This is a genomic window from Kitasatospora sp. SolWspMP-SS2h (assembly GCF_003259315.1).
GTDB classification, from domain to species: domain Bacteria; phylum Actinomycetota; class Actinomycetes; order Streptomycetales; family Streptomycetaceae; genus Kitasatospora; species Kitasatospora fiedleri.
Map to the genome: position 1 here is coordinate 104,469 of NZ_QLLT01000004.1, position 23,707 is coordinate 128,175.

At 74.9% G+C, this 23,707-nt stretch carries 23 protein-coding genes; 15 read left to right on the top strand and 8 right to left on the bottom strand.

Annotated elements, in window-relative coordinates; translation table 11 throughout:
• Positions 1 to 101 precede the first annotated feature (101 nt).
• From K353_RS06440 to K353_RS06450, 3 genes are all read left to right on the top strand, one after another.
• Complete coding sequence (locus K353_RS06440; RefSeq protein WP_111552602.1) at positions 102 to 1,838, top strand: CHASE3 domain-containing protein; 1,737 nt, start codon at positions 102 to 104, stop codon at positions 1,836 to 1,838.
• On the top strand, positions 1,835 to 3,046 hold the full coding sequence (locus K353_RS06445) for a PP2C family protein-serine/threonine phosphatase (protein ID WP_111552603.1): 1,212 nt from the start codon (positions 1,835 to 1,837) through the stop codon (positions 3,044 to 3,046). Before K353_RS06440 ends, K353_RS06445 begins: the two co-directional genes overlap by 4 nt.
• A gap of 256 nt (positions 3,047 to 3,302) precedes the next feature.
• Positions 3,303 to 4,130, top strand: coding sequence for an alpha/beta fold hydrolase (locus K353_RS06450; RefSeq protein ID WP_111552604.1), 828 nt, complete (start codon positions 3,303 to 3,305; stop codon positions 4,128 to 4,130).
• Here K353_RS06450 and K353_RS06455 read toward each other — a convergent pair.
• Positions 4,120 to 5,109, bottom strand: a complete 990-nt coding sequence (locus K353_RS06455) for an aldo/keto reductase (protein ID WP_111552605.1) — start codon at positions 5,107 to 5,109, stop codon at positions 4,120 to 4,122. The genes K353_RS06450 and K353_RS06455 overlap by 11 nt on opposite strands.
• A 335-nt stretch (positions 5,110 to 5,444) precedes the next feature.
• Here K353_RS06455 and K353_RS06460 point away from each other — a divergent pair, with 335 nt between their 5' ends.
• The 3 genes from K353_RS06460 to K353_RS06470 all read left to right on the top strand — a co-directional run bounded on the left by K353_RS06460 (position 5,445) and on the right by K353_RS06470 (position 7,900).
• The gene (locus K353_RS06460) at positions 5,445 to 6,119 is read left to right on the top strand and encodes a DedA family protein (RefSeq protein ID WP_111552606.1); all 675 of its coding nucleotides are present in this window, start codon (positions 5,445 to 5,447) and stop codon (positions 6,117 to 6,119) included.
• 192 nt (positions 6,120 to 6,311) lie between these two features.
• Complete coding sequence (locus tag K353_RS06465; RefSeq protein WP_111552607.1) at positions 6,312 to 7,004, top strand: O-methyltransferase; 693 nt, start codon at positions 6,312 to 6,314, stop codon at positions 7,002 to 7,004.
• Positions 7,005 to 7,009: 5 nt separating this feature from the next.
• A complete protein-coding gene (locus K353_RS06470) occupies positions 7,010 to 7,900 on the top strand; it encodes a Gfo/Idh/MocA family protein (RefSeq protein ID WP_111552608.1) in 891 nt (296 codons plus the stop codon).
• Between the two features lie 180 nt (positions 7,901 to 8,080).
• Here the strand turns inward: K353_RS06470 and K353_RS06475 are convergent, their stop codons facing one another.
• Complete coding sequence (locus tag K353_RS06475; RefSeq protein ID WP_199528013.1) at positions 8,081 to 9,169, bottom strand: hypothetical protein; 1,089 nt, start codon at positions 9,167 to 9,169, stop codon at positions 8,081 to 8,083.
• Between the two features lie 152 nt (positions 9,170 to 9,321).
• Here K353_RS06475 and K353_RS06480 point away from each other — a divergent pair, with 152 nt between their 5' ends.
• Positions 9,322 to 10,524 (top strand): damage-control phosphatase ARMT1 family protein, encoded by a 1,203-nt coding sequence (locus K353_RS06480; protein ID WP_111552609.1) that lies wholly within the window; start codon positions 9,322 to 9,324, stop codon positions 10,522 to 10,524.
• On the opposite strand, the gene K353_RS06485 is transcribed toward K353_RS06480, so the two are convergent.
• Positions 10,521 to 12,116: an MFS transporter gene (locus K353_RS06485; RefSeq protein ID WP_111552610.1), complete on the bottom strand. Its 1,596-nt coding sequence runs from the start codon at positions 12,114 to 12,116 to the stop codon at positions 10,521 to 10,523. The two genes, K353_RS06480 and K353_RS06485, sit on opposite strands and share 4 nt — an antisense overlap.
• Before the next feature lie 316 nt (positions 12,117 to 12,432).
• Here K353_RS06485 and K353_RS06490 point away from each other — a divergent pair, with 316 nt between their 5' ends.
• Positions 12,433 to 13,014, top strand: a complete 582-nt coding sequence (locus K353_RS06490) for a helix-turn-helix transcriptional regulator (protein WP_111552611.1) — start codon at positions 12,433 to 12,435, stop codon at positions 13,012 to 13,014.
• 140 nt (positions 13,015 to 13,154) lie between these two features.
• A complete protein-coding gene (locus K353_RS06495) occupies positions 13,155 to 14,102 on the top strand; it encodes a GNAT family N-acetyltransferase (protein WP_111552612.1) in 948 nt (315 codons plus the stop codon).
• An 18-nt stretch (positions 14,103 to 14,120) separates the two neighbouring features.
• Here K353_RS06495 and K353_RS06500 read toward each other — a convergent pair whose 3' ends face one another.
• Together K353_RS06500 and K353_RS06505 are read right to left on the bottom strand one after the other, a co-directional pair.
• Positions 14,121 to 15,905: an ABC transporter ATP-binding protein gene (locus K353_RS06500; protein WP_233533411.1), complete on the bottom strand. Its 1,785-nt coding sequence runs from the start codon at positions 15,903 to 15,905 to the stop codon at positions 14,121 to 14,123.
• Positions 15,902 to 16,537: an ABC transporter ATP-binding protein gene (locus tag K353_RS06505; RefSeq protein ID WP_111552613.1), complete on the bottom strand. Its 636-nt coding sequence runs from the start codon at positions 16,535 to 16,537 to the stop codon at positions 15,902 to 15,904. Before K353_RS06505 ends, K353_RS06500 begins: the two co-directional genes overlap by 4 nt.
• Here K353_RS06505 and K353_RS06510 point away from each other — a divergent pair.
• Both K353_RS06510 and K353_RS06515 read left to right on the top strand, forming a co-directional pair.
• A complete protein-coding gene (locus K353_RS06510; protein WP_146616410.1) occupies positions 16,503 to 17,003 on the top strand; it encodes a hypothetical protein in 501 nt (166 codons plus the stop codon). The genes K353_RS06505 and K353_RS06510 overlap by 35 nt on opposite strands.
• Positions 17,004 to 17,017: 14 nt before the next feature.
• Complete coding sequence (locus tag K353_RS06515) at positions 17,018 to 17,764, top strand: class I SAM-dependent methyltransferase (protein WP_111552615.1); 747 nt, start codon at positions 17,018 to 17,020, stop codon at positions 17,762 to 17,764.
• A 98-nt stretch (positions 17,765 to 17,862) separates the two neighbouring features.
• Here the strand turns inward: K353_RS06515 and K353_RS06520 are convergent, their stop codons facing one another.
• Complete coding sequence (locus tag K353_RS06520) at positions 17,863 to 18,714, bottom strand: lysozyme (protein ID WP_233533412.1); 852 nt, start codon at positions 18,712 to 18,714, stop codon at positions 17,863 to 17,865.
• A 275-nt stretch (positions 18,715 to 18,989) separates the two neighbouring features.
• Between K353_RS06520 and K353_RS06525 the strand changes: the two genes are divergently transcribed.
• On the top strand, positions 18,990 to 19,862 hold the full coding sequence (locus K353_RS06525; protein WP_111552616.1) for a metallophosphoesterase: 873 nt from the start codon (positions 18,990 to 18,992) through the stop codon (positions 19,860 to 19,862).
• A gap of 142 nt (positions 19,863 to 20,004) precedes the next feature.
• Entirely contained in the window at positions 20,005 to 21,135 is a 1,131-nt protein-coding gene (locus K353_RS06530) for a winged helix DNA-binding domain-containing protein (RefSeq protein ID WP_111552617.1), read from the top strand.
• Positions 21,136 to 21,338: 203 nt separating this feature from the next.
• Here the strand turns inward: K353_RS06530 and K353_RS06535 are convergent, their stop codons facing one another.
• Positions 21,339 to 21,491, bottom strand: a complete 153-nt coding sequence (locus K353_RS06535; RefSeq protein WP_111552618.1) for a CsbD family protein — start codon at positions 21,489 to 21,491, stop codon at positions 21,339 to 21,341.
• Between the two features lie 158 nt (positions 21,492 to 21,649).
• Between K353_RS06535 and K353_RS06540 the strand changes: the two genes are divergently transcribed.
• The gene (locus tag K353_RS06540) at positions 21,650 to 22,048 is read left to right on the top strand and encodes a VOC family protein (protein ID WP_111552619.1); all 399 of its coding nucleotides are present in this window, start codon (positions 21,650 to 21,652) and stop codon (positions 22,046 to 22,048) included.
• Between the two features lie 54 nt (positions 22,049 to 22,102).
• Here K353_RS06540 and K353_RS06545 read toward each other — a convergent pair whose 3' ends face one another.
• The gene (locus K353_RS06545) at positions 22,103 to 22,696 is read right to left on the bottom strand and encodes a hypothetical protein (RefSeq protein ID WP_111552620.1); all 594 of its coding nucleotides are present in this window, start codon (positions 22,694 to 22,696) and stop codon (positions 22,103 to 22,105) included.
• Positions 22,697 to 23,123: 427 nt separating this feature from the next.
• On the opposite strand from K353_RS06545, the gene K353_RS06550 reads away from it, so the two are divergent.
• On the top strand, positions 23,124 to 23,705 hold the full coding sequence (locus tag K353_RS06550; protein ID WP_111552621.1) for a GNAT family N-acetyltransferase: 582 nt from the start codon (positions 23,124 to 23,126) through the stop codon (positions 23,703 to 23,705).
• Positions 23,706 to 23,707: the final 2 nt, after the last annotated feature.

Here is a 23,707-nt window from a genome sequence, read left to right on the forward strand (position 1 = left end):
TAGGCCCTGATTTCACCCCTCGACAACAACGCTTGTCGAACAGCCTCTACAGTGTGCTGCGCCGCCCTTCCGGGTCGGCCTTTCCCGGAGGGGCTCACACCATGCACGACGACCGCAGGCCGACTCGCGGACGCTCGCTGTCCACGTGGACGACCAGGCGCTGGCTGCGGGTGGGTGCCGCGCTCTCCCTGGCCGTCCTGGCACTGCTGGGTGTCGCGGGGTTCTGGGCGCTGGAGCGCACCCAGGACATCAGCACGAACCTGGTGGACACCCGCTCGCCCGCCATGTCCACCGCGTTCCGCCTGGAATCGGTGCTGCTCAACCAGGAGACCGGCATCCGCGGCTACGCCCTCAGCGGCAACCCGGAGCTCCTCCAGCCCTACCGGCAGGGCCTGATCGACCAGAAGACCCACACCGACACCCTGCTCGGCCTCCTGCACGGCAACGACTCCGGGCTCGCCGACCTCGCCGCGGTCCAGGCCGCGGTCGGCCAGTGGCAGCAGCAGATCGCCGAGCCGATCGCCGCCGCGCCCCCCGGCGAGCCCGTGCCGCAGGCCGCCGCCTCGGCCGACGCGGGCAAGGCCGCGTTCGACCGCATCCGGGTCCAACTGACCCGCCAGCAGGACCACCTGCGGGCCGACCGCGCCGCCGCCCGGGCCGACCTGCTGGCCACCACCCGGGTCCGGAACTGGGTCTTCACCGCGATCGCGGCCGTCATCGCCGTGCTGACCGTGCTGGTCTTCGAGGGGCTGCGCCGCGGCATCACCGACCCGCTGGAGCGGCTCGGCGCGGACGCCCGCCGGATCGCCGCGGGTGACTTCGATCACTCCATCGTCGGCAACGGCCCCGCCGACCTGCGCCGCCTCAGCGCCGAGATCGACTCCATGCGCCGACGGCTGGTGCGGGAGCTGGCCTTCACCGAGCAGGCCCGCCTGCGCCTGGACGCGCAGGCCGCCGACCTCCAGCGCTCCAACGCCGAGTTGGAGCAGTTCGCCTACGTCGCCTCGCACGACCTCCAGGAGCCGCTGCGCAAGGTCTCCAGCTTCACCCAGCTGCTCCAGCGCCGCTACGGCGGCCAACTCGACGCCCGGGCGGACCAGTACATCGACTTCGCGGTCGACGGCGCCAACCGCATGCAGGTCCTGATCAACGACCTGCTGGACTTCTCCCGGGTCGGCCGGGTGCACCGCAACCACCAGGACGTCGACCTGGAGAAGGTGCTGGAGCGCACCCTGGACGTGCTCAGCGACAACATCGCGGAGTCGGGCGCGGAGATCACCCACGACCCGCTCCCCACCCTGTTCGCCGACCTCACCCAGATGGGGATGCTCTGGCAGAACCTGATCGGCAACGCCGTCAAGTTCCGCCGCCCCGGCACCGCCCCGCGCATCCACGTCTCGGCCGAACGCGACGGCGAGCTGTGGCACTTCGCCGTCACCGACAACGGCATCGGCATCCCCCCGGAGTTCGCCGTCAAGGTCTTCGTGATCTTCCAGCGCCTGCACACCAAGGACGCCTACGCGGGCAGCGGCATCGGCCTGGCCATGTGCAAGAAGATCGTCGAGTTCCACGGCGGGACGATCGCCGTCGACCCGTACCACCGCGAGGGCGCCCGGATCACCTTCACCCTCTCCCCGGAGCCGCCCGCGGCCCCCGCCGGGACGGAGGACCCCGACGCGGCGGAGCTCCCCGCCGTCCCCGCCGCGTACCCGGCCGTCCCCGCGACGTACCCCGCCGCCGGGACGCACGCCCCCGCCGGGACGCGCACCCCCGCCGGGACGGAGACCGCCGCCGCGACGGACCCCGCCGACGCCGAACCAGGGCGGGAAGCGCGATGACGTCCACCGTCACCAGCCCGCCCCGCAGCGCCTCCGGCGAACCGGCCTACCACGTCCTGCTGATCGAGGACGACGAGGCGGACGCCATCCTGGTCGAGGAGCTCCTGCACGACACCGGGATGCCCTTCGAACTCACCGTCCGCACCAGCCTCGCCGCCGCCCGGGCCGTCCTGGCCGAGCAGCGGACCGACTGCATCCTGCTCGACCTGCACCTGCCCGACGTCTCCGGCACCGCCGCCGTCACCGCCGTCCGCGAACTCGCGCCGCACAGCGCCGTCATCGTCCTCACCGGCCTGTCCGAGGACCGGGCCGGCACCGAGGCGATGGCCGCCGGCGCCCAGGACTACCTGGTCAAGGGCAAGGTCGAGGCCGAACTGCTGCGCCGCTCGCTGCGCTACGCCGTCTACCGCAGCCGCACCGAGCGCGCCAGCATCCAGGCCGAGGCCGGCCGGCTGCGCGCCGAGGAGAACGCCCGGCTGGAGCGCGGCCTGCTCCCGCCGCCGATCCTGGGCACCTCCAAGGTCGAGGTGACCAGCCGCTACCTGCCCGGCGCCCCCATGGCGTTGCTCGGCGGCGACTTCCTCGACGTGGTCGAGGGCGACGACGGCCTGCTGCACGCCGTCGTCGGCGACGTCAGCGGGCACGGCCGGGACGCCGCGGCCCTCGGCGTCCTGCTCCGGATCGCCTGGCGCTCGCTGATCCTCGGCGGCCACCGGGGCGAGGACCTGCTGCACCTGATGGAACGGGTGCTGGTCGCCGAACGCGACAACACCTCGCTCTTCGCCACCTGCACCCTGCTCACCCTGGACCAGGAGAACCGCACCGCGACGCTCCACCTGGCCGGCCACCACGAACCCCTGCTCACCACCGCCGAAGGCACCCGGGAGCTGACCGCCGCCCACGGCATCGCCCTCGGCATCCTGCCGGGGCTGCGGCAGTGGCCGCACACCACCGTCCCGCTCCCCGACAGCGGCTCCCTGACCATCTACACCGACGGGCTGGTCGAGGGGTACAACGGCGTCACCGGAGCGCGGCTCCAGGTCGACGGACTCCTCGCCCTGATCGGCAGCACCGCCGCCGGCCCGGCCGACCCCGCCGACCCGGCCGCCCGGATCGACCGGCTCATCGAACAGGCCCAGACCCTGAACGCCGGCCGGCACACCGACGACCTCGCCGTCCTCCACCTCGCCTGGGGCAGCGACCACTGACCGGGCCGCCGCGACCACTGGCCGGGGCGCGGCGGCGGGTCGTCCTCCGTGCGGACGCGGGACCGGCCCCGGCCCCGGCCCGGGCGCGGGGACGGCGCGGATGCGGCCCCGGCCCGGGTGCGCGGGGCTCCGGGCTGTGCCTTGAATGGTCGAGGTGACGCCGTCCCGCCGACCCCGGCCGGACCGGCGCACCCGACCCACCCCTCCCGCCAGGACCGGCCGACCGGCGCCGCCTGGCCCCGGATCGGAGACACTCATGCCTGTTTGCACGACCCGCGACGGTGTGGAGATCTTTTACAAGGACTGGGGGAACGGCCGACCGGTCGTCTTCATCCACGGCTGGCCGCTGAACGGCGACGCCTGGCAGGACCAGCTGAAGGCCGTCGCCGACGCGGGCTTCCGCGCCATCGCCCACGACCGGCGCGGCCACGGCCGCTCCACCCCGGTGTACGACGGCTACGACTTCGACACCTTCGCCGACGACCTGAACGACCTGCTCACCAGCCTCGACCTGCGCGACGTCACGCTGGTGGCGCACTCGATGGGCGGCGGCGAGCTGGCCCGCTACATCGGCCGGCACGGCACCGACCGGGTCCGCTCCGCGGTGCTGCTCTCCGCGATCCCGCCGCTGATGCTCCAGGGCCCCGACAACCCCGAGGGCGTCCCGCAGTCCGTCTTCGACGGCATCAAGGCGGGCATCCTCAAGGAGCGCTCGCAGTTCTGGAAGGACACCGCGGTCGGCTTCTTCTCCGCCGACCGGCCCGGCAGCAAGGCCACCGAGGGCAACAAGGACGCCTTCTGGTACATGGCCATGGCCGAGACCATCGAGGGTGGCGTCGCCTGCGTGGACGCGTTCGCGCACACCGACTTCCACGAGGACCTGAAGAAGTTCGACGTCCCGCTGCTGGTCGTCCACGGCGACGACGACCAGGTCGTCCCGATCGACGCCACCGGCCGCAGGACCGCCGAACTCGTCCCCGGCGCCGTCCTCAAGGTCTACGAGGGCGGCTCGCACGGCATCGCGCTGGTGCCCGGCGACAAGGAGCGGTTCAACCGGGACCTGCTCGACTTCCTCAGGTCCTGACGCCCGGCTCCTCGGGTCCGGACGCCGGGTTCCTCGGGTCCTGGTGTCCGGCCCTGGCGTCAGTGCCTGGTGCCGGGCCGTCCAGGCCGTCCAGCAGGGCGAGCTGCTCGGCGGTCAGGCGCAGCGCCCCGGCGTCGAGGTTCTCGGCCAGGTGGGCGGGGTTCGAGGTGCCGGGGATGGCCAGTACGTGCGGGCCGCGGTGCAGCGTCCAGGCGAGGCGGACCTGGGCGGGGGTGGCGCCGTGCGCGGCGGCGACGGCGTGCACTCGGGCGTCCCGCTCGGCGGCGGGCGCGCCCTCCCGGGCCCGGCCGGAGATGGCGAAGAACGGGACGAAGGCGATGCCCAGGCCGCGGCACAGGTCGAGCAGCCCGTTGTCGTCGGCCAGCCGGCGGTCCAGGCCGTAGGAGTTCTGCACGCACACCACGGGGGCGATCGCCCGGGCCTGGTGGACGTGCTCGGGGCGGGCGTTGGACAGGCCCAGGTGCCGGATCAGCCCGGCCCGCCGCAGGTCGGCGAGCGCGCCGAAGTGCTCGGCGACGGACTCCGCGTCCGGCCCGTTGCGGCGCAGGTTGACCAGGTCGAGGTGGTCGGTGCCGAGCTGGCGCAGGTTCTCCTCGACCTGGGCGCGCAGCTGCTCGGGCCGGGCCATGGTGTACCAGGCGCCGTCGGGGGTGCGGCCGGGGCCGACCTTGGTGGCCACGGTGATCCGGTCGGCGCCGGGCCAGGTGGCGAGTGCCCGGCCGATCAGCCCGTTCGCGGAGCGCAGCGGCGAGAAGTAGAACGCGGCGGTGTCGACGTGGTCCACGCCGTGCTCGAACGCGGTGTGCAGCAGCCGGACGGCGGCCGCCCGGTCGATCGGCGGCCCGTCGGAGTTGCCGTGCATCCCGTTGCCGGTCAGCCGCATCGCGCCGTAGCCGAGCCGGTTCACCCGCCGGTCGCCGAGCTGCCAGTCGCCCGCCGCCGAGGCGTGCGCGGTCATGTCGTCCCCCTGTCGTCGGTGTGCCGCGGCCGGTGCCACGGCGGTCAGGTGACGGAGTATGGGCCCGCGCCGGAGGGCCGCGACAGGGCCGCAGGCGTTGAGTGATCTCACATTCGGGACGGGAACGAACGGCTCGGCGCGCCGCGTTGGATCCGGTGTACGGCACCTGCGGGGGAGGCGGCCGGGCCGGGGCCGGGAGGAGGCACTCGGCGCGGGGTGCGGGAGCGGATAGGCTGACCCGGCCGGTTCTTTGCCGAAATTTTCCTGTGTGCCGTACGACTGTGCCGTGCGACGTGTCGACGGCCCCTGTCCTGCCCAGACGGAGGTACTCCGCCTTGCACGTCGACCAATGGATCAACGACGTCCCACCGACCCTGGTGTACGCGATCATCGGCCTGATCATCGGTCTGGAGAGCCTGGGCATCCCGCTGCCCGGCGAGATCGCCCTGGTCACCGCCGCGCTGCTGGCCGCCAAGGGCACGGTCAGCCCGTGGGGCGTGGCGCTCTGCGCGATCGCGGGCGCGATCATCGGCGACTCGATCGGCTACGCGATCGGGCGCAAGGGCGGCCGACCGCTGTTCGACCGGCTGGGCCGGAGGTTCCCCAAGCACTTCGGGCCCGACCACCTGGCCACCGCCGAGCGGCAGTTCCAGCGCTGGGGCATGTGGGCGGTGTTCTTCGGCCGGTTCGTCGCCCTGCTGCGGATCTTCGCGGGCCCGCTGGCCGGCACCCTGCGGATGCCGTACTGGAAGTTCCTGACCGCCAACGTGCTAGGCGGCGTGGTCTGGGCGGGCGGCACCACGCTGCTGGTCTACCAGGTCGGCAAGGTCGCCGAGAAGTACCTCCAGGGCGCCTCGTACATCGGGCTCGGCGCGGCCGTGCTGTTCGGCGCCGGGTCGGCGCTGGTGCTCAAGCGGAAGGCGAAGAAGTCCCGCGCCGAGCACCCGGAGCAGTCCGGCGGCAAGAGCGGCGAACCGCTCGCCGAGACCTTCGCCGAGGCCACCGACTGACCCCCCCGCCGACCCCGCACCCCACCGGGGCCGCCGCACTCCACCGGGGCCGCCGCACCCCCTCGCCGGGCGCGGCGGCCCCGGCGTGTTCCGGGACGTGCGGAGGCCGGGGCCGGGACGCGGCGGAGTAGGGTCGCACCCGCGAGCCGATCACGGCCCGGTCACGGCCCGATCCCGGAGGTGGGGAAGAGCATGCAGCAGAACGACCCGCAGGTGTGGACCGCGGTGGACGCGTACGCCCAGGAGCGGCTGATCGGACCGGACGAGGTGCTGGACGCGGCGCTCGCGGCGGCCGACGAGGCCGGGCTGCCGCAGATCGCGGTGGCCGCCAACCAGGGCAAGCTGCTGCACCTGCTGGCCCTGACCCGGGGCGCCCGGCGCATCCTGGAGATCGGCACGCTGGCCGGCTACAGCACCATCTGGCTCGCCCGCGCCCTGCCCGCCGGCGGCACCCTGACCACCCTGGAGATCGACCCGGCGCACGCCGCCGTGGCCACCGCCAACCTGGACCGGGCCGGCCTGGCCGACCGGGTCGAGGTCCGGGTCGGCCCGGCCCGCGACAGCCTGGCGCAGCTGATCGACCAGGGCGCCGGACCGTACGACTTCTTCTTCATCGACGCCGACAAGGCCAACATCCCGCACTACGTCGAGGCCGCCCTGGCCCTGGCCCGGCCCGGCGCGGTGATGGTGGTCGACAACGTGGTGCGCGGCGGGAGGCTCGCCGACCCCGACAGCACGGACGAGGCGGTGCGCGGCGTGCGGCGGATGCACGAGCTGCTGGCGGGCGACAGGCGGCTGGACGCCACCACCGTGCAGACCGTCGGGACCAAGGGGTACGACGGGTTCACCCTGATCCGGGTCGCCGACGCCGCAGTGGAAGACTGAGCACCATGCGCATCGGACTCCTCGGCACCGGCCCCTGGGCGGGCTTCGTGCACGCCCCCGCCCTCGCCGCCCATCCCGACGTCACCTTCGCCGGACTCTGGGGCCGCCGCCCCGAGGCCGCCGCCGAACTCGCCGCCGTGCACGGCGTCCCGACCCACCCGACGGTGGACGCCCTGCTGGCCGACGTCGACGCGGTCGCGATCGCCCTCCCGCCGGACGTGCAGGCCGAGTACGCGGTCCGGGCCGCGCAGGCCGGCAAGCACCTGCTGCTCGACAAGCCGGTCGCCGCGACGGTCGACGCCGCCCGCGCCGTCGAGGACGCGGTGGCCGCGTCCGGCGTCGCCTCGGTGGTCTTCTTCACCACCCGGTTCGGCACCGTCCAGGAGGAGTGGATCACCGAACAGGCCGCCCAGGACGGCTGGTTCACCGCCCACTGCCACTGGATCGGCTCGGTCTTCACCACCGACAGCCCCTACGCCGCCTCCCCCTGGCGCCAGCAGAAGGGCGCGCTCTGGGACGTCGGCCCGCACGCCCTGTCCGTCCTGCTGCCCGTCCTCGGCGAGGTCGACCGGCTGACCGCCGCCCCCGGCCCGGGCGACACCACCCACCTGGTGCTCCGCCACCGCGGCGGCGCCTCCAGCACCGTCGCCCTCAGCCTGACCGCCCCGCCCGCCGCCTCCGCCCACGGCGTCGCGGTCGAACTGCGCGGCACCTCCGGCGTCACCACCCTCCCGCACCGCGACGAACACCCCACCGCCGCCTTCGCCCGCGCCCTGGACGCCCTCCTCACCGCGGCGAAGACCGGCGACCCGCACCCCTGCGACATCGGCTTCGGCCGCCAGGTGGTGGAGGTCCTGGCCACCGCGGAGGAACAACTGCTGCGCGGCGGAAGCTAGTCGACGGGTCCGACGGGGGAGCACTCCGGAGTCACCGCGACTCGGAGCGCTCCCCCGCCGCCTGCGCCGGGGCGTCCGCGGTGCCCGCGGTGCTCGGGCTTTCCGTGGTGTCCGTGCTTTCCGGGGGCCCGGTGCGCGGGACGGGCACGTTCCGGGCCGGACGGGTCGACTGAGGTCGGGTCAGGGGTCGGTGGGGCGGCGGTCGGCGGGGCGGCGGGGTGGGATCGGGGTGGCGGGGAAGTCGCGCGGGCCGGTCCAGAGGGCGGGGACGGCGTCCGCGCGGCGGGCCAGTTCGTAGGCGACGGCCTCGTAGTTGACCCGCCAGCCGCGGAAGTGCGGCCAGGCTTCGGCGACCGTCCGCTCCAGGGGCATGCCCGACGCGGCGACCAGGGCCGCCGCGGCGTCGAACTCGGCGTACGTCAGCCGGATCTGTCCGTCCGGGTCCGGGTCCGGGTCGAACGGGATGCGCAGCGCCGTGGCGATGTCGCGCAGCGCGGTGAACCCGGCGCGCAGCAGCAGGCGGGCCTCGGGCGGGGCGGAGCGCGGGGCGAGCGCCAGTTGCAGCGCGGCCGCGTCCATCACCGCGATCAGGCCGACCACCCAGCTGCGGTACGGCTGCGGGGAGCGGAACGAGATCAGCACCGGGTAGTTGGAGTGGCCCTCGCCGAGGTCGGCGGCCAGCCGCTCCCAGTCCCGGTACAGCTGCGGCAGCCCGCTCTCGGTGCGCACCAGCGCCTGCCGGGCCAGCAGTTCCGGCCCCCAGGCCGGCTCGCCCGCCCGGGACTGCAGCAGCGTCACCTCCAACTCCCGCCGGTTGTAGGCCCCGTAGAGCGTCGGCAGGTAGGCGATCAGCAGTGCGATGATCAGCGGGCCGTTGGCCGCCGCCAGGAAGTCGATCACCGACAGGTGCAGCCGGTCGCCGCTGGCGAAACCCAGCGTGAACAGGCTCGACCCGGCCTCCCGGAACGCCACCCGCCACGGCAGCCCGGACGTCCCCCGCAGCAGCAGGGTGTACGCGAGCAGCGTGGACGCCAGCCAGCAGCCCAGCATTCCCAGCAGGACCAGCGGCGCCAGCCAGGTCTGCGCCCGGTCGATCGCCCGGTAGCCGCCGAACGGCGCCGCGACCGTCCGCAGCACCCGGCGCAGCACCGACCACAGCCGGATCACCAGGGCCGAGTACAGCCCGCGCGGCACCACCAGGGTCCGCAGGATGCCGGCCGCCGTCGTCAGCAGCAGCGCCGTCCCGGCCACCGTGAAGATCACTCTCATGCGGTCATTGTGGCGGCAGCCCGACCGCCGGAGGACGCGGCCCTGCCGGGGCGGGCGGTCGGGCGCGGCGTGAAAGCATCGGGGGGAACGCCGTCCGCCCGTCCGTCTGCCATCCGTCCGTCCGTGCCGCTGCGAGAGAGCCGAGCCCGCCCGTGCCGAACGTCCCGAACCCCACGGACGTCCCGAACCCTCCGGACGTCCCGAACCTCCCCGACGCGCCCGTGGTCCGGATCGACGTGCCCGGGTCCTTCGCCCGGGGCGTCTTCCACGAGCGCCACCCGGTGCTGATCCGGCAGGTGCTGGACGCGCTGCCGTACGGGCCGGCGCAGCAGGAGCGGCTGGCGGCGCTGCTCGCGCAGAGCACCGGCGGCGGCGTGCTGGAACCGCCGGACGGGGACGACCCGGACGCGGCGCGGTGGCGGGAGTGGGGCGCCGGGCTGTGGGGGAGGCGGTGGGACGAGGCGCCGTTCCTGTGGGCCGAGACCTACTTCTACCGCCGACTGCTGGACGCCACCGGCTACTTCCGGCCCGGCCCCTGGCGGGGCGTCGACCCGTTCGCCCCGGTCAAGGCCGCCGAGCTGGCCGGCCCGGCGGTGGCCGGGGAACTGGCCGCGCTGGACGCCGCCGAGCCGTCGCGGCAGGCGCTGCTCTCCGCCGCGCTCTGGGGCAACCGCGCCGACCTCGGCTTCCGGCTCACGGCCGGGGACGACGGGACGTCCGCCGCCGCGCTGGTCGCCGACGACAGCGCGGCGCTCTGGTCGGTGCTCGAACACGGCCGGGGCGGGCGGGTCGACCTCGTCGCCGACAACGCCGGACGCGAACTCCTCCCCGACCTGGTCCTGATCGACCACCTGCTCACCTCCGGCCTGGCCGGACGCGTCACCCTGCACGTCAAACCCCAGCCCCACTTCGTCTCGGACGCCACCACCGCCGACACCCTGGCCGCCCTCACCCGGCTGCGCACCGCCCCCGGGCGAGCCGCCGCCGCGATCGGCGAGCGGCTGTGGCGGGCGATGGGCGCGGGCACCCTGACGATCGGCGCCCACCCGTTCTTCTGCGCCCCGCTGCCCTTCGACGCGATGCCCGCCGACCTGCGGGACGGACTCTCCGGCGCCACCCTGACCATCCTCAAGGGCGACCTCAACCACCGCCGCCTGGTGGGCGACCGCCACTGGCCCCCCACCACCCCCTTCGCCGCCCTGACCGCCCACTTCCCGACCCCCGTCGCCACCCTCCGCACCCTCAAGTCCGACGTCGCCGTCGGCCTAGCCCCCGACCTCCCGCCCCGCCTCGACGCCACCGGCACCCCGTGGCGCACGGACGGGCGGCACGCGCTGATCCAGGTCCGCCGCTAGGAGGCTCCCGCCGGCCCGGCAGCCCCGTCGGCTTCGAGCGGGGCGGTGTCCTTCGGGCCGCGCAGGACGACGTGGACGAGCAGGGCGCCCATCACGGCGGTGCCGATCCACATGGTCTGCTGCCAGCCGTCGACGAAGGACTGCCGGGCGGCGTGGACCAGGGCCTGGGCGTGGTCGCCGGTCGCGGGGGCGGCCTCGACGGCGTTGGCGATGCCCTCGCGGGCGGTGTCGGCGGCGTCCGGGGGGATGCCGTCGAGCCGGGTGCCGATGGCGCTGCGGTAGCCGGTGGCCAGGAGCGCGCCGAGCACCGCCACCCCGAGGGCGGTGCCGAACTCGCGGGTGACGTCGTTGAGCGCGGAGGCCACGCCCTGCGCGGCGCGGGGCAGGGAGCCGGTGATGGCCTCGGTGGAGGGCGTCATCGACAGACCCATGCCGGCGCCCATGGCGAGCAGGCCGGCCAGGACGGACGGGTACCCGCCGTCGACGGACACGAACAGCGCCATCAGGGCCAGGCCGAGGGCGGCCAGGGCGACGCCGACGGCCGTGGTGGAGCGGGCGCCGATCCTGGCGGCCATCCTGGGCGCCAGGCCGGAGGCCGCCATCATCAGGACGGCCATCGGCATCATGGCCAGCGTCGACAGCAGCCCGGACCAGCCGAGCACGGCCTGGAAGAACGGGAAGAGGACGACGGCGATGCCCGCCTGGACGCCGAAGACGACGAGGAGGGTGAGGGAGCCGCCGGCCAGGCCGCGCTCGCGGAAGAGGCGCACGTCCAGCAGCGCGGCGTCCCGGCGGTGCAGCTCCCAGGCCACGAAGGCGACGGCTGCGGCGAGGCCGACGGCCAGGCCGACCAGGGTGACGGGGACGGTCCAGCCGCGTTCGGGGCCTTCCTGGAGGGCGAAGACGAGACCGGTCACGGCGACGACGGAGAGCAGCGCACCGACGGTGTCGAAGGAACGGGGGGCGCGTTCGCGGGAGTCGGGCACCGACTTCAGCGTCATCGCCAGCGCGGCGACGACCAGCGCCACGGGCAGCACGAACAGCAGGCGCCAGTCGGCCACGTCGACCAGCAGGGCGGACAGGAACATGCCCAGGACGCCGCCGCCTCCGGCGACACCGGTCCACACGCCGACGGCCCTGCCGCGCTGCTCCGCGGGGAAGGTGGAGGTGATGACGGCCAGCGTGATCGGCATGATCATCGCGGCGCCGGTCCCGGCCGCCACCCGGGCACCGATCATCACCGCGGCCGAACCGGCGAGGCCGGCCACCGCGCTGGCGGCGCCGAAGACCAGCAGTCCGGCGATCAGCACGGGTCTGCGGCCCAGCCGGTCGCCGACGGCGCCGAGCGGCAGCAGCAGCGCGGCCAGGGCGAGGGTGTAGATGTTGATGATCCACAGGACGGTGGTCTGCGAGGCGCCGAACTCGACGGCCAGGTGGGTCTGGGCGACGTTCAGCCCGGACACCGAGGCGACGACGGCCATCAGCGCGAGCGAGACGGCGAGGAGGACCGCGCGCAGCTGACGCGCGTCCGGCGTGCCGCCCCCGCTGTCCGGCAGCGCGTCCGGTGTCCGGTGGAGCGAATCGATACTCATGGTTTCCTTCCGGCAGGGCAGGGCAGGGCAGGGCAGGCCGGTCCGGTGCCGGAGCGGAGCCGGTCGCCGGGTCGGCGCGAGGGGGACGTGCTCACCGCGCGGACGGCCGGTGGGCAGTCGCGCGGTCGCGCGGTCGTTCGGGGGCCGGGCCCCTGGGGGGCGGCCGCCGGACTTCCGGACGCCGGCGGGCGCGGAGGCGGAGCGGCGGGAGGTTCCTGCAACCGTGCCGTGCCTCTTCGCCATCCGTGACCCCCGAGCCGGGGCGTCTCCGTCCGACGTTAAGCCCGCCATGCACGATGGGCATAGCATGTTGCGCATGACGCAAGAAGACGGGCAGCTGGACAGCCTCGTGCGCAAACGGATCCGCGCGCTGCGGGTCGCGCAGGGATGGTCGTTGGAGGAGTTGGCGGGCCGGGCCCACCTCAGCCAGTCCTCGCTGAGCCGGATCGAGAACGGTCAGCGCCGCCTCGCCCTGGACCAGCTCGTCACCCTCGCCCGCGCCCTGGACACCACCTTGGACCAGCTCGTGGAGAACGCCGTCGACGACGTCGTCATCAACCCGGTGGCCCACGGCGGCCACGGCCGGCTGCGCTGGCCGGTGAAGGGCGACCCCGGCATGAGCGTGGTGCGCCAGCGGATCACCGACCCGCCGCCCGACAGCCCGGCCCGCATGCGGGCCCACCCCGGCCGCGAATGGTTCGTCGTGCTGTCCGGCACCGCCGTCCTCATGCTCGGCCACCGGCGCCTTCGCATCGAGACCAACCAGGCCGCGGAGTTCCCCACCATGCTGCCGCACGCCATCGGTGCCGAGGGCGGGCCGTGCGACATCATGGGCATCTTCGACCGCGACGCCCGCCGCGGCCACCGGGAGGACGCCGACGACGCGGGTCCTCGCTAGCCCCTCCGGGCCGCGACCGGCCGGGGGTGATGACGGGCGATCGCGGGCGGGAAACGGGAAAGTTGTGAGGCGGAGTCGGTCGGCCGGATAGAAAGGGTGGGTTTGCCGGAGAAGTCGACGACGGAGGAGGGGGAGCGGCGATGGCACTCCCGGACGGTATGACGGTGCGGCCCGCGGCAGCCGGGGACGCGGCGGCGGTCTGCGCGCTGCTGAATCAGGTGGACGAGATGGAGACCGGGTGGGCGGAGACCGAACCCGGCGAGGTGGAGTCCGAACTCGGCCGACCAGACGTCGACTTGGCCCGCGACACCTGGCTCCTGCACGACGCCGACGGGCAGTTGGTCGGGTACGGGGTGGTCCGCGACCGCTCCGGCGGCGAGCGGATCGACCTCGACCAGTACCTGCTGCCGGGCCAACTCGCGGGCGGCCTGCACCTGTTCGACCTGATGGAGGCCCGCGCCGCCGAACTCGCCCGCCGCAACGGCGCCGACCGCGCCGTCCTGCACCTGCTGCTCAACGCCGAACCCACCACCGACACCGACGCGATGCGGGCCCGCGGCTGGCGGCTCGCCCGCCGCCACCACGCCCTGCGGCGCGACGTCTCCCCGGAGACCGACCCGCTGCCCGAACCCCCCGCCGGAGTACGGCTGCGCGACTGCGCCCGGGAGCAGGACCGGCGGATCGCCCACCGGCTGCTCCAGCGGACCTTCGCCGAGCACTACGACTTCAAGCCCCGCGGCTACGAGCAGTGGCTGGCCGACATCAACGCCGACACCGTCGACTGGTCCCGGGTCTGGGTCGCCGAACTCGACGGCCAGGGCGACGTCGGCGTGCTGCGCACCGGCGTCCGACTCCCCACCCTGGCCTGGGCGTTCAACATCGGCGTCCTGCCCGCCGCCCGCGGCCGCGGCCTCGGCGGCTACCTGCTCCGGCACTTCTTCGCGGTGCACGCCGCCGACGGCCGCTCCGCCGTCGGCCTGGGCGTCGACACCGAGAACGCGACCGGCGCACCGGAGCTGTACCGCAAGCACGGCATGGAGGTCGACTTCTCCGTCGACACCTGGGCCCTGGTCCTGCCCACCTCCTGACGGCCGCCGGCGGTGGGGTCAGGCGTACACCCGGGCCTGGAGGCGGTACAGCTCCGCGTACAGGCCGCCGGCGGCGAGCAGGTCCTCGTGGGTGCCGGCCTGGGCGAGGCGGCCGTGCTCCAGGACCAGGATCAGGTCGGCCATCCGGACGGTGGAGAAGCGGTGCGAGACCAGCACGCTGACCGCGCCGGTCCGGGAGCGGGAGTCCGCGACCAGCCGGGCGAACCGTTCGAACAGGGCCTGCTCGGCTGCCGCGTCCAGTGCGGAGGCCGGCTCGTCCAGGACCAGCAGCAGCGGGTCGCGGCGCAGCAGGGCGCGGGCCAGGCCGAGCTTCTGCCACTGCCCGCCGGACAGGTCCACGCCGTCGCCGTAGCTGCGCCCGATCAGGCCGTCCAGGCCGCCGGGGACGGCGGCGGCCACCGGGGCGGCCTCGGCGGCGGCCAGGGCGGCGGCCAGGGCCGCGTCGTCGTCGATCCGGTCGAGGTCGCCGATGCCGGTGTTGTCGCGCAGGCGCAGTTCGAGGCGGGCGAAGTCCTGGAACAGGGTGGCGACCCGGCGCTGCCAGTCGGCGGGGTCGGCGGCGGCCAGGTCGACGCCGTCGACCAGGACGCGTCCGCCGGTCGGCCGGTAGAGGCCGCAGAGCAGCTTGACCAGGGTGCTCTTGCCCGCGCCGTTCTCGCCGACCACGGCGAGCGCGGTGCCGGCCGGGATGTCGAGCGTGACGTCGTCCAACACCCGCCGGGTGCTGCCCGGGTACTGGAAGGAGACGTGTTCGAACCGGATGCCGCGGGCCAGGACGAGCGGACCTGACGTGCCGTCAGAGGGCTTGGAAGGGAAGGGGGTCGAGGGTTTCAGGGCGTCGAGGCGGTGGGCGGTGCGGCCGGCGTCCTGGAGGACGGTGAGCAGCTGGATCGCGGTGCCGACCTGGAGCGAGAGCTGGGCGGCCAGCGTGATCACCAGGATGACGTCGCCGAGCGGCGAGACGCCGTGCTGGGCCTGCCGGACCACCAGCCAGATCGCGGCGGCGTAGCCGAGCGCGAAGCAGAGCTGGCCGCCCGCGCGCAGGGCGGCGGCCCGGGTGTGGGCGCCGCCGAGCAGGCGGGTGGTGGCGCGCCACTCACGGTGGTGGCGGTCGAGCAGGAAGGGCGCGGCACCGGCCAGCCGGGCCTCCTTGGCGGTGGCGTGGCCGGTGGCGACGTCCAGCAGGTGGCGGTTGAGACGCTGGTGCGGGGCGGCGGACTCCTTGGCGGCGTCCAGCAGGCGCTGGGCCCGGTTCCCGGCCAGTACGGGGACGGCTCCCAGCAGCGGGAGCAGCAGCAGCCACGGGTCGAGCAGGCCGAGCAGCACCGCCGTCAGGCCCAACTGGAACGTCAGGCCGGCGAGTTGCAGGGCCGCTTCGAGCGAGGCCCGGGTACGCGGCAGGTCGTCGCGGACGAGCGCGAGCGTGTCGGCGAACCGGGGGGTGTCGAGGTCCTCCAGGCCGGGCGCACCGTGCGCGAGGGCGACCAGCCGGTTCTGCAGCTCGACCTCGCCGAGGTCGCCGAGCTCGAAGTAGGCGAGGTGCGCGAAGTGGCCCATCATCAGTTCGAGCACCAGCAGGACGGCGGCGGTTAGGCCGAGCAGGACGGCGCTGCCGCCGTGCCCGGCCAGCGTCTCGGTGGTGAGGCCCTTCAGGCACAGGGCGATCAGCGGGGTGGCGAGGCAGCCGGCCGCCATCATGGCGGCGGCGCGCAGCAGTCGGCGCGGGTCGCACCGCCAGGCGAGGACCAGCAGGTGGCGCAGGGCCGGGATCAGGTCGGTCACCGCGGGGCCTCCTCGGCGGGCGGGGTGCCGGCGCCGGTGGTGTCCGGGGAGTCGGCGGTGGTGGCATCGGCGGCAGGGGCGACGACGTCGGCGTCGGCGTCGGCAGTGGTGGCAGCGGCGGCATCGGCGTCGGCAGTGGCTGCGTCGGCGTCGGCGTCGGCGGTGAAGCGTTCGGCCTGGGCGCGGAACAGGCGGGCGTACTCGCCGTCCAGGGCCAGCAGTTCGTCGTGGGTGCCGGACTCGGCGACCCGGCCGCCGTCGAGGACGACGATGTGGTCGGCGCGCCGGACGCTGGAGAAGCGGTGCGCGATGATGACGCTGGTGACGCCGCGGGTGATCTCCAGGAAGCGGTCGAAGAACGCGGCCTCGGCGCGGACGTCGAGCTGGGCGGTGGGCTCGTCCAGGACGAGCAGGGAGGCGCCGTCGGCGAGGGCCAGCATGGCCCGGGCCAGGGCGACCCGCTGCCACTGCCCGCCGGACAGGTCGCTGCCGCCCCGGTAGTGCGAACTGAGCACGGTGTCCAGGCCGTCGGGCAGCGCGTCGAGCACGTCGAGGACCCCGGCCCGGTCGGCGGCGGCCCGCAGCGCGGTCCGGTCGGTGAGCAGGGCGGGCCGGCCGCACTGGCACGGCATCCGGCAGGTGCTCAACGACGGCCACGCGTACCGGGGTTCGGACCGGCCGAGCCCCGAACTGCTGGCCCGGCTGGACCGGGCGGGCTACCGGGAGACCGCGGAGTCCGTCGCCGAGGCCGCCGCCGCGGCCGGCTACCGGGGGCCGCTGTCGGTGGACTCGATGACCACCGCCGACGGCGCACTCGTCCCCGTGCTGGAGGCCAACGCCCGGCTCTCGCCCGGCATGATCGCCCAACAGCTGGACGCCCGGCTGGAGTTGCGGCTCGTCCCGATCGACGGCGAGGGCTGGTTCGAGCGGCTGGTCAACGCCCTGGACGAGGCCCGGCTGCTGCCCGCCGCCGGCGGCCCGGGCCTGCTCCCGCTGGCCGCCGGTACGCTCGCCGCACCGCGCGGCTGGCTGTTCCTCGCGGCGCTCGGGGACGCCGACCCCGCCCCGCTCACCCCCGTCCTGGAACGACTCACCTGAGGAGCGAGCCCGCCGTGGCCGACACCGTGTACGACGCCAGCACCGCCGCCGACTACCGGGCGGCCCGGGAGATCCCCCGCGAGGGGCTGACCGCCTGGCGGGAGGCGATCGCGGAGCACGCCGCGCCGGGTCCCGGCGCCACCGTCCTCGACGTCGGGGCGGGCACCGGGGCCTTCGCCACCGCGCTGCGCGACTGGTTCGGCGTCCACGTGGTGGCCGTCGAACCCGCCCCGGCCATGCCGGAGTTGATCCCCGCGGGGGAGGGGATCACGGTCCTGGACGGCCGGGCCGAACAGCTGCCGGTCGCGGACGCGGCGGCGGACGCCGCCTGGCTGGGCTCGGTGGTCCACCACATCGGCGATCTCGCCGCCGCCGCACGGGAGTTGCACCGCGCGCTGCGCCCCGGCGGGACGGTGCTGATCCGCAACGCCTTCCCCGGCCGGTGCGAACGCGACCTGCGGGTGCGGTACTTCCCGGAGACCGCCGCCGGGATCGCCGACTACCCGACCGTGGAGCACGTCACGACGGCGTTCGAGGCGGCCGGGTTCACCCCGGTCGCCCTGCGCTCGCTGCCGCAGCGCTCCGCGCCCACCCTGGCCGCGTTCGCCGCCGGACTGCGCCGCGACGCGGACAGCAAGCTGCGCGCCCTGCCGGACGAGGCGTGGCGGGCCGGGCTCGACCGGCTGCGCCGGGCGGCCGCCGAGCGACCGGAGGAGGAGGCCGTCAGCTGGATGGACCTGCTGGTGCTGCGCCGCGACTGAGCACCCCCGTCCGTCCGCCCGTCCGTCTGCCCGTCCGCACATCCACCCGCCCGTCCGGCTGCGGGCGGCTGCGGGCGGGCGGGCGGGGGAGCGGTGGGTCAGCCGTTGGCGAGGGCCTTGAGCCGGTCGAGCGCGCCGTTGAAGTAGTTCTGGTCGCCCGGCAGGGTGCCGGAGTCGGAGTACTGCCAGATGGTCTGGTAGGACCAGCCGGCCGGCAGGGTGCCGACGGCGGAGGCGTAGCGGGCTATCCAGAGCGGGTTGGTGGCGCCGAAGGAGGAGTTGTTGCCGGTGCAGGTGGTCCACCAGTCGGTGGTGGTGTAGATCGTCGGGTAGCGGCCGGTCTTGCTGTGCACGGTGTTGGAGAAGTCGCGGATCCAGCTGACCATCCCGGCCTGGCTCAGGCCGTAGCAGGTGGCGCCGTACGGGTTGTACTCGATGTCCAGGGCGGGCGGCAGGGTCTTGCCGTCCTTGGACCAGCCGCCGCCGTGGCCGACGAAGTAGGTGGCCTGGGCGGCGCCGCTGGAGGCGTTCGGCAGCGCGAAGTGGTAGGCGCCGCGGATCATCCCGACGTTGTAGGAGCCGCTGTACTGCTGGGAGAAGTACGGGTTGGTGTAGCCGGTGCCCTCGGTGGCCTTGACGTAGGCGAACCGGCCGCCGTTGGCGTACGCGGTGCTCCAGGCGACGTTGCCCTGGTAGCTGGACACGTCCATGCCCTTGGTCTGGGTGGCGGCCAGTGCTGCGAAGGCGCTCGCGGTGTCGGCTGTGTCGGCGCGGCCCTCGTGGCCGGCGACGGTCGAGCCGGCGAAGTCCCGTTCGGGGTGGAAGCCGGCGGGGGTGCCCGGCGCGGCGGCCTGGGCGGGGACGGCGGCGACGGCGCCGACGAGCAGGGCGGCGGACGCGGCCGCGGTGGCGGCGCGACGGAGCATCCGGGTGGTGCCGGAAGCGGGCATGACGACTCCTCAATCCGGTGGCGGCGGCCGGATCGGCCGCTGCCGAGAAGATATAGTCATGCCCCCGTCAGTCAACAGAGTGTTGAAACTACACATCGAATGACCGTATGTAGAGCGAACAGCCATACATGTGACAACTGAACGCCCGTGGTTCCGCCGGGCGTTGGCGCGCCGACCGGACAACGACCCGCTGGCGCGCCCCACCGCCTCGGCGGTAGCGTGTCAACGCGCGTCCCGCTGCCGGGACGCCGGGCCGAGACGAGAACGGGGGAGCGGTGCCGGACGGACGCCTGCTCGCGGTGAGCGACCTGCACGTCGGCATCGCCGACAACCGCGACACCCTCGAAGCGCTCCACCCCACCGGCCCCGACGACTGGCTGATCGTCGCCGGCGACGTCGCCGAACAGGTCCGCGACGTCGAGGCGGCGCTGCGCTTCCTCACCGGCCGCTTCGCCCAGGTCATCTGGACGCCCGGCAACCACGAACTGTGGAGCACCGCGCACGACCAGGTCGACCTCGCCGCCCCCGCCCGCTACCAGCTCCTGGTCGAACGCTGCCGCGCCCTCGGCGTCCACACCCCCGAGGACCCGTTTCCGGTCTGGCGGGGTCCCGGCGGCCCGTACGCCGTCGCCCCCGTCTTCACCCTCTACGACTACAGCTGGCGGGTGCCCGGCGTCGCCGACAAGCAGCAGTCGCTGGCCCGCGCCCACGAGAACGGCGTGGTCTGCACCGACGAGTACCGGATCGACCCGGCGCCCTACGCCGGCGTCGACGACTGGTGCCGCGAACGGGTCGAGGCCACCGAGAAGGCGCTCGCCGCGCACGACCCCGGCCTGCCGCTGGTCCTGGCGAGCCACTGGCCGCTCGACCGCCGCCCCACCGACATCCTGCACTACCCCGACTTCGCCCAGTGGTGCGGCACCGACGGCACCGCCGACTGGCACCGCCGCTTCAACGTCGCCGCCGTGGTCTACGGACACCTGCACATCCCCCGCACCACCTGGTACGAGGACGTGCGCTTCGAGGAGGTCTCGATCGGCTACCCCCGCGAGTGGCGCCGCCGCGGCCACCCGCGCGGACTGCTCCGCCAGATCCTCCCCTACCCCGGCCCGCCCGAGCAGCCCGTCCCCGCCCCGCCCGCGCCCTGAGGACCCGCGTCCCGAACGGCCGTGCCGCGAAGGGCCGCGTCCCGAACGGCCACGCCGCGAACGCCCGTGCCGGGAACGGCCGCTGACAGTGCCGGCCGCTAGGGTCGGTGCCCTCGGGAACCGGCACGGAGGGGGACGCGCGGTGGGCGGAGTCGAACTGACGGTGGACCAGGTACTGGCCTGGCGCCTGCGCCGCCAACACCTCGGCACGGCACCGTCCCCGGACGGGCCGGTCGCCGTGGTCGAACGCCTCGCCGGAGTGCAGGCCCAGGTCCCGGCCGCCGCCGAACTCGCCGTCGCCCTGCGCACCGGCCCCGGCGCCGCCGCGCAGCTGCGCACCGCCCTCGCCGACGGCCGGCTGCTGCGCACCTGGGCCCAGCGCGGCACCCTGCACCTGCTCGACCCCGCCACCGCCGCCGACGCACTTGCCCTGATCGGCTCCGCCCGCACCTGGGAGAAGCCCGCCTGGACCAGGGAGTTCGGCGCGACCCCGGCCCAGGTCGCCCAGCTGGTCGAAGCCGTCGCCGAACTGCTCGACGGCACCGTGCTGACCAGGGAGGAACTGACCGCCGCCCTCGCCGCCGACCCCCGGTTCGCCCCGCTGGCCGAACAACTGCGCTCCGGCTGGGGAACGCTGTTGAAACCGCTCGCCTGGCAGGGCGCACTCTGCCACGCGCCCGCCCCCCACGGCCGGACCGCCTTCACCCACCCGGCCCGCCACAGCCCCGCCTGGCCCGGCCTCCCCCCGGTCGACCAGGCCGGCCCGCGCCTGCTCGCCGCCTACCTCGGCGCGTACGGCCCGGCCGACCTGGACCGGTTCGACGCCTGGCTCTCCCGCAACAGCCTGCGCCGGAGCGTCCTCAAGAGCTTCGCCGCCGCCCTCGGCGACCGACTAACCGAAGTCACCGTCGACGGCACCCCCGCCTACGCCCTCACCGAACACCTCGACGACCTCGCCACCACCGCCCCCGCCACCGGCTCGGTCCACCTGCTCGGCCCCTTCGACCAGTACGTCCTGGGCCCCGGCACCAAGGCCACCGAAATCCTCCCACCCGCCCACCGCCCCGCCGTCAGCCGCACCGCCGGCCGGATCGCCCCGCTCCTCCTGGTCGACGGCCGCATCACCGGCACCTGGCACCAGGACGGCTCCACCCTCACCCTCACCCCCTTCGCCCACCGCCCACCCACCGAGTCCCTCACCCCGGCCCTAGCCCGCCTCGCCACCGCCACCGACACCCCGGACCTGACCGTCCGCTGGTCCACCGACGGCTAGTGCCGAAGCGGCCCGACGCGGTACCGTCCGCGCCACGTTCGTGCGATGAGGGGCAGCGTGTCGGCCTGCTGCGCGAGCACCCCCGGACGTCCGGGGGACTCCCCGCAGCCGCGGTGAGCAGCCCTGTCGACCTGCGGCGACGCGTGTGGTCCCGCCCGACGGCCGGGCGGGGCCACACGCGTGAACCGGCCAGTGACGGCCGGTCAGCGCTTGAGGACGTCCATGATGTTCCTGCCGGCCTGCTTGAGGCTGGCCTTGGTCTGTTCGGTCCGGCCCTCGGCTTCGAGGCGCTTGTTGCCGACCGCTCGGCCGACGGTCTCCTTGACCTTGCCCTTGAGCTTGCTGCTCGTGCTCACCGCGTCCTCCCGGGTGTCGTGTCCGCTGCCTTCCCACTCCGCGCATGCCCCGGCAGACCGCGTCGATGCGCGGGCCCCGCTTCCGGTGGTGTCCGGGTGTCCAGGTGTCCAGGTGTCCAGGTGTCGGGAAGCGGGGCGCACGGGCGTAGGGTCGGATCATGCCGTTGAGCGATTTCCAGGTGAGGGCGTCGATCGCCGTGTCCGACATCGGGCGGGCGGCCGAGTTCTACGAGGGCAGGCTGGGCCTGCGGGCGCTGCGGTCCGGCCCCAGTGCCAGGATCGCCGACGGTAGCCGCGTCTACGGGTCCGGCGGCGGTCCGGCTCTGAACGTGTACCAGTCCGCCACCGCCGGGAAGTCGTCGGCGACCATGGCCACCTGGTACGTCGACGACATCGACGAGGTCGTCGACCAGCTCACCGCGGCCGGGGTCGAGTTCACCCGGTACGACGAGTACGAGCACGACGCCCAGGGCATCACCGCCCGGGCCGGCGGGGGCCGCATCGCCTGGTTCCAGGACCCCGACGGCAACACCTTCGCCGTCGAGGCCGACCACTGAACACGCGGCGGAACGGCTGACCCCCGCGGGCACGGGGGGCGGGACCGGCGGGCGTCACCCGGCCCCCGGGCGGACGCGGTCGGCGATCCGGTCGGCGTCCCAGTCCGCGAGCCGGGCGAGGTCGTTGCCCGCCCACAGGCCCAGGGTCAGCAGCAGCTCGCGCGCGTCCTCCACCCGGGACGCCGGACGCATGTGGTCCAGCACCGGCGCACCGATCCGCACCAGCGCGGCGGCCGACGGTGCCCCGGGGTGCTGCCGGACCTCGACGACGGCGGTGTCCAGGACCTCGATCGCGGCGGGGCCGGCGGAGTGCGGGTGCGCCTGGTTCTCGGCGAACCGGTGGCCGAAGTCGAGCAGCCACTGCCGGGCGAGGTCGTGGTCGTTGTCGAAGCGGCCCAGCAGGTAGGCGGTCGACTGCAGCGCCAGGACGGCGGTGGCCAGCGTCGCCTCCGTCGCCAGGGCGGCACGCCGCTCCCAGCCGTTCAGCACGGCGGTGAGCGTGTCGATGATCCGCCAGTCGGGAAGCTCGGCGCCGGTGGTGCTCCGGGCGGACGCGTCCAGGGCGCAGGCGTGCAGCAGCCAGTGGGCGAGGTCGTCACCCCCGCTGTCGGCGGAGACTGCGGCGGGGGCGACGGGGTCGGCGCTCATGCGGTTCGCTCCTTCGGTCGTCCCCGCGGACCGGCCGCGCGCGGGCGGCCCCGGCCGGTGGGGCTCGGATGCACGGACACCGTCTGTCCGCCCACCCCCGGCCCAACCCTCACTCGGACCGGACCGGACCGGACCGGACCGGACCGACCCTGGCCCGGACCAACCCTCGACCGGACCGGACGGGACCGGACCGACCCCGGCCGCGGAACGGGCCGCAGCCGGGGCGCGGGGCCGGCGGGGGAGGGGTGTGCGGCGCGGTCGGCCCCCGGCCCGGGGCCGACCGCGCCGGTCGGGGGCCCCGCCGGGTCGTGGGGGTGGCCCGGCGGGGTGGGTGCTGTGGCACCATGGCGGTTCCGGCGTCCCGCCGTGGCGCGGTGCCCGCCAGGCCGCGCCCGTACCACCGCACCCCGTTCCGAGGAGAGCACCGATGACCGCCGCCGAGCCGACGTCCGCCCCGGCCACCGACCGGACTGCCGACCCGGTGCTGCGGCCCGCGGGGCCCGCGGACGTGCCGGCGCTGGTGGCGCTGGTGGAGTCGGCGTACCGGGGCGAGGCGAGCCGGGCCGGGTGGACCACCGAGGCGGACCTGCTGGCGGGGCAGCGCACGGACGAGGCCGCGGTGGCCGAGCTGCTGGGCCGTCCGGACTCGGTGGTGCTGCTGGTCGAGCGGGACGGCGCCCCGGTGGCCTGCTGCCACCTGGAGCGGCGCGGCCCGGCCGCGTACTTCGGGATGTTCTCGGTGTCGCCCGCCGTCCAGGGCGGTGGCCTGGGGCGGCGGGTGCTGGCCCGGGCCGAGGAGTGGGCCCGGGCCGCGTGGGGGTCGACCGCGATGGAGATGACGGTCATCGACCAGCGCGCTGACCTGATCGCCTGGTACGAGCGGCGGGGTTTCGCCCGTACCGGCGAGTTCGAGCCCTTCCCCTACGGGAACGAGCGCTTCGGCGTGCCGCTCCGCCCCGACCTGCGGTTCGCCCGGCTGGTCAAGCCGCTGGATCCGCAGGGGGAGTGACG

What these genes read in the sequence shown, in the direction of transcription:
- K353_RS06440 (WP_111552602.1), top strand. Translation starts at nt 102, where the DNA reads ATGCACGACGACCGCAGGCCGACTCGCGGACGCTCGCTGTCCACGTGG.
- K353_RS06445 (WP_111552603.1), top strand. Translation starts at nt 1,835, where the DNA reads ATGACGTCCACCGTCACCAGCCCGCCCCGCAGCGCCTCCGGCGAACCG.
- K353_RS06450 (WP_111552604.1), top strand. Translation starts at nt 3,303, where the DNA reads ATGCCTGTTTGCACGACCCGCGACGGTGTGGAGATCTTTTACAAGGAC.
- K353_RS06455 (WP_111552605.1), bottom strand. Translation starts at nt 5,109, where the DNA reads ATGACCGCGCACGCCTCGGCGGCGGGCGACTGGCAGCTCGGCGACCGG.
- K353_RS06465 (WP_111552607.1), top strand. Translation starts at nt 6,312, where the DNA reads ATGCAGCAGAACGACCCGCAGGTGTGGACCGCGGTGGACGCGTACGCC.
- K353_RS06470 (WP_111552608.1), top strand. Translation starts at nt 7,010, where the DNA reads ATGCGCATCGGACTCCTCGGCACCGGCCCCTGGGCGGGCTTCGTGCAC.
- K353_RS06475 (WP_199528013.1), bottom strand. Translation starts at nt 9,169, where the DNA reads ATGAGAGTGATCTTCACGGTGGCCGGGACGGCGCTGCTGCTGACGACG.
- K353_RS06485 (WP_111552610.1), bottom strand. Translation starts at nt 12,116, where the DNA reads ATGAGTATCGATTCGCTCCACCGGACACCGGACGCGCTGCCGGACAGC.
- K353_RS06490 (WP_111552611.1), top strand. Translation starts at nt 12,433, where the DNA reads ATGACGCAAGAAGACGGGCAGCTGGACAGCCTCGTGCGCAAACGGATC.
- K353_RS06495 (WP_111552612.1), top strand. Translation starts at nt 13,155, where the DNA reads ATGGCACTCCCGGACGGTATGACGGTGCGGCCCGCGGCAGCCGGGGAC.
- K353_RS06505 (WP_111552613.1), bottom strand. Translation starts at nt 16,537, where the DNA reads ATGCCGTGCCAGTGCGGCCGGCCCGCCCTGCTCACCGACCGGACCGCG.
- K353_RS06520 (WP_233533412.1), bottom strand. Translation starts at nt 18,714, where the DNA reads ATGCCCGCTTCCGGCACCACCCGGATGCTCCGTCGCGCCGCCACCGCG.
- K353_RS06540 (WP_111552619.1), top strand. Translation starts at nt 21,650, where the DNA reads ATGCCGTTGAGCGATTTCCAGGTGAGGGCGTCGATCGCCGTGTCCGAC.
- K353_RS06545 (WP_111552620.1), bottom strand. Translation starts at nt 22,696, where the DNA reads ATGAGCGCCGACCCCGTCGCCCCCGCCGCAGTCTCCGCCGACAGCGGG.
- K353_RS06550 (WP_111552621.1), top strand. Translation starts at nt 23,124, where the DNA reads ATGACCGCCGCCGAGCCGACGTCCGCCCCGGCCACCGACCGGACTGCC.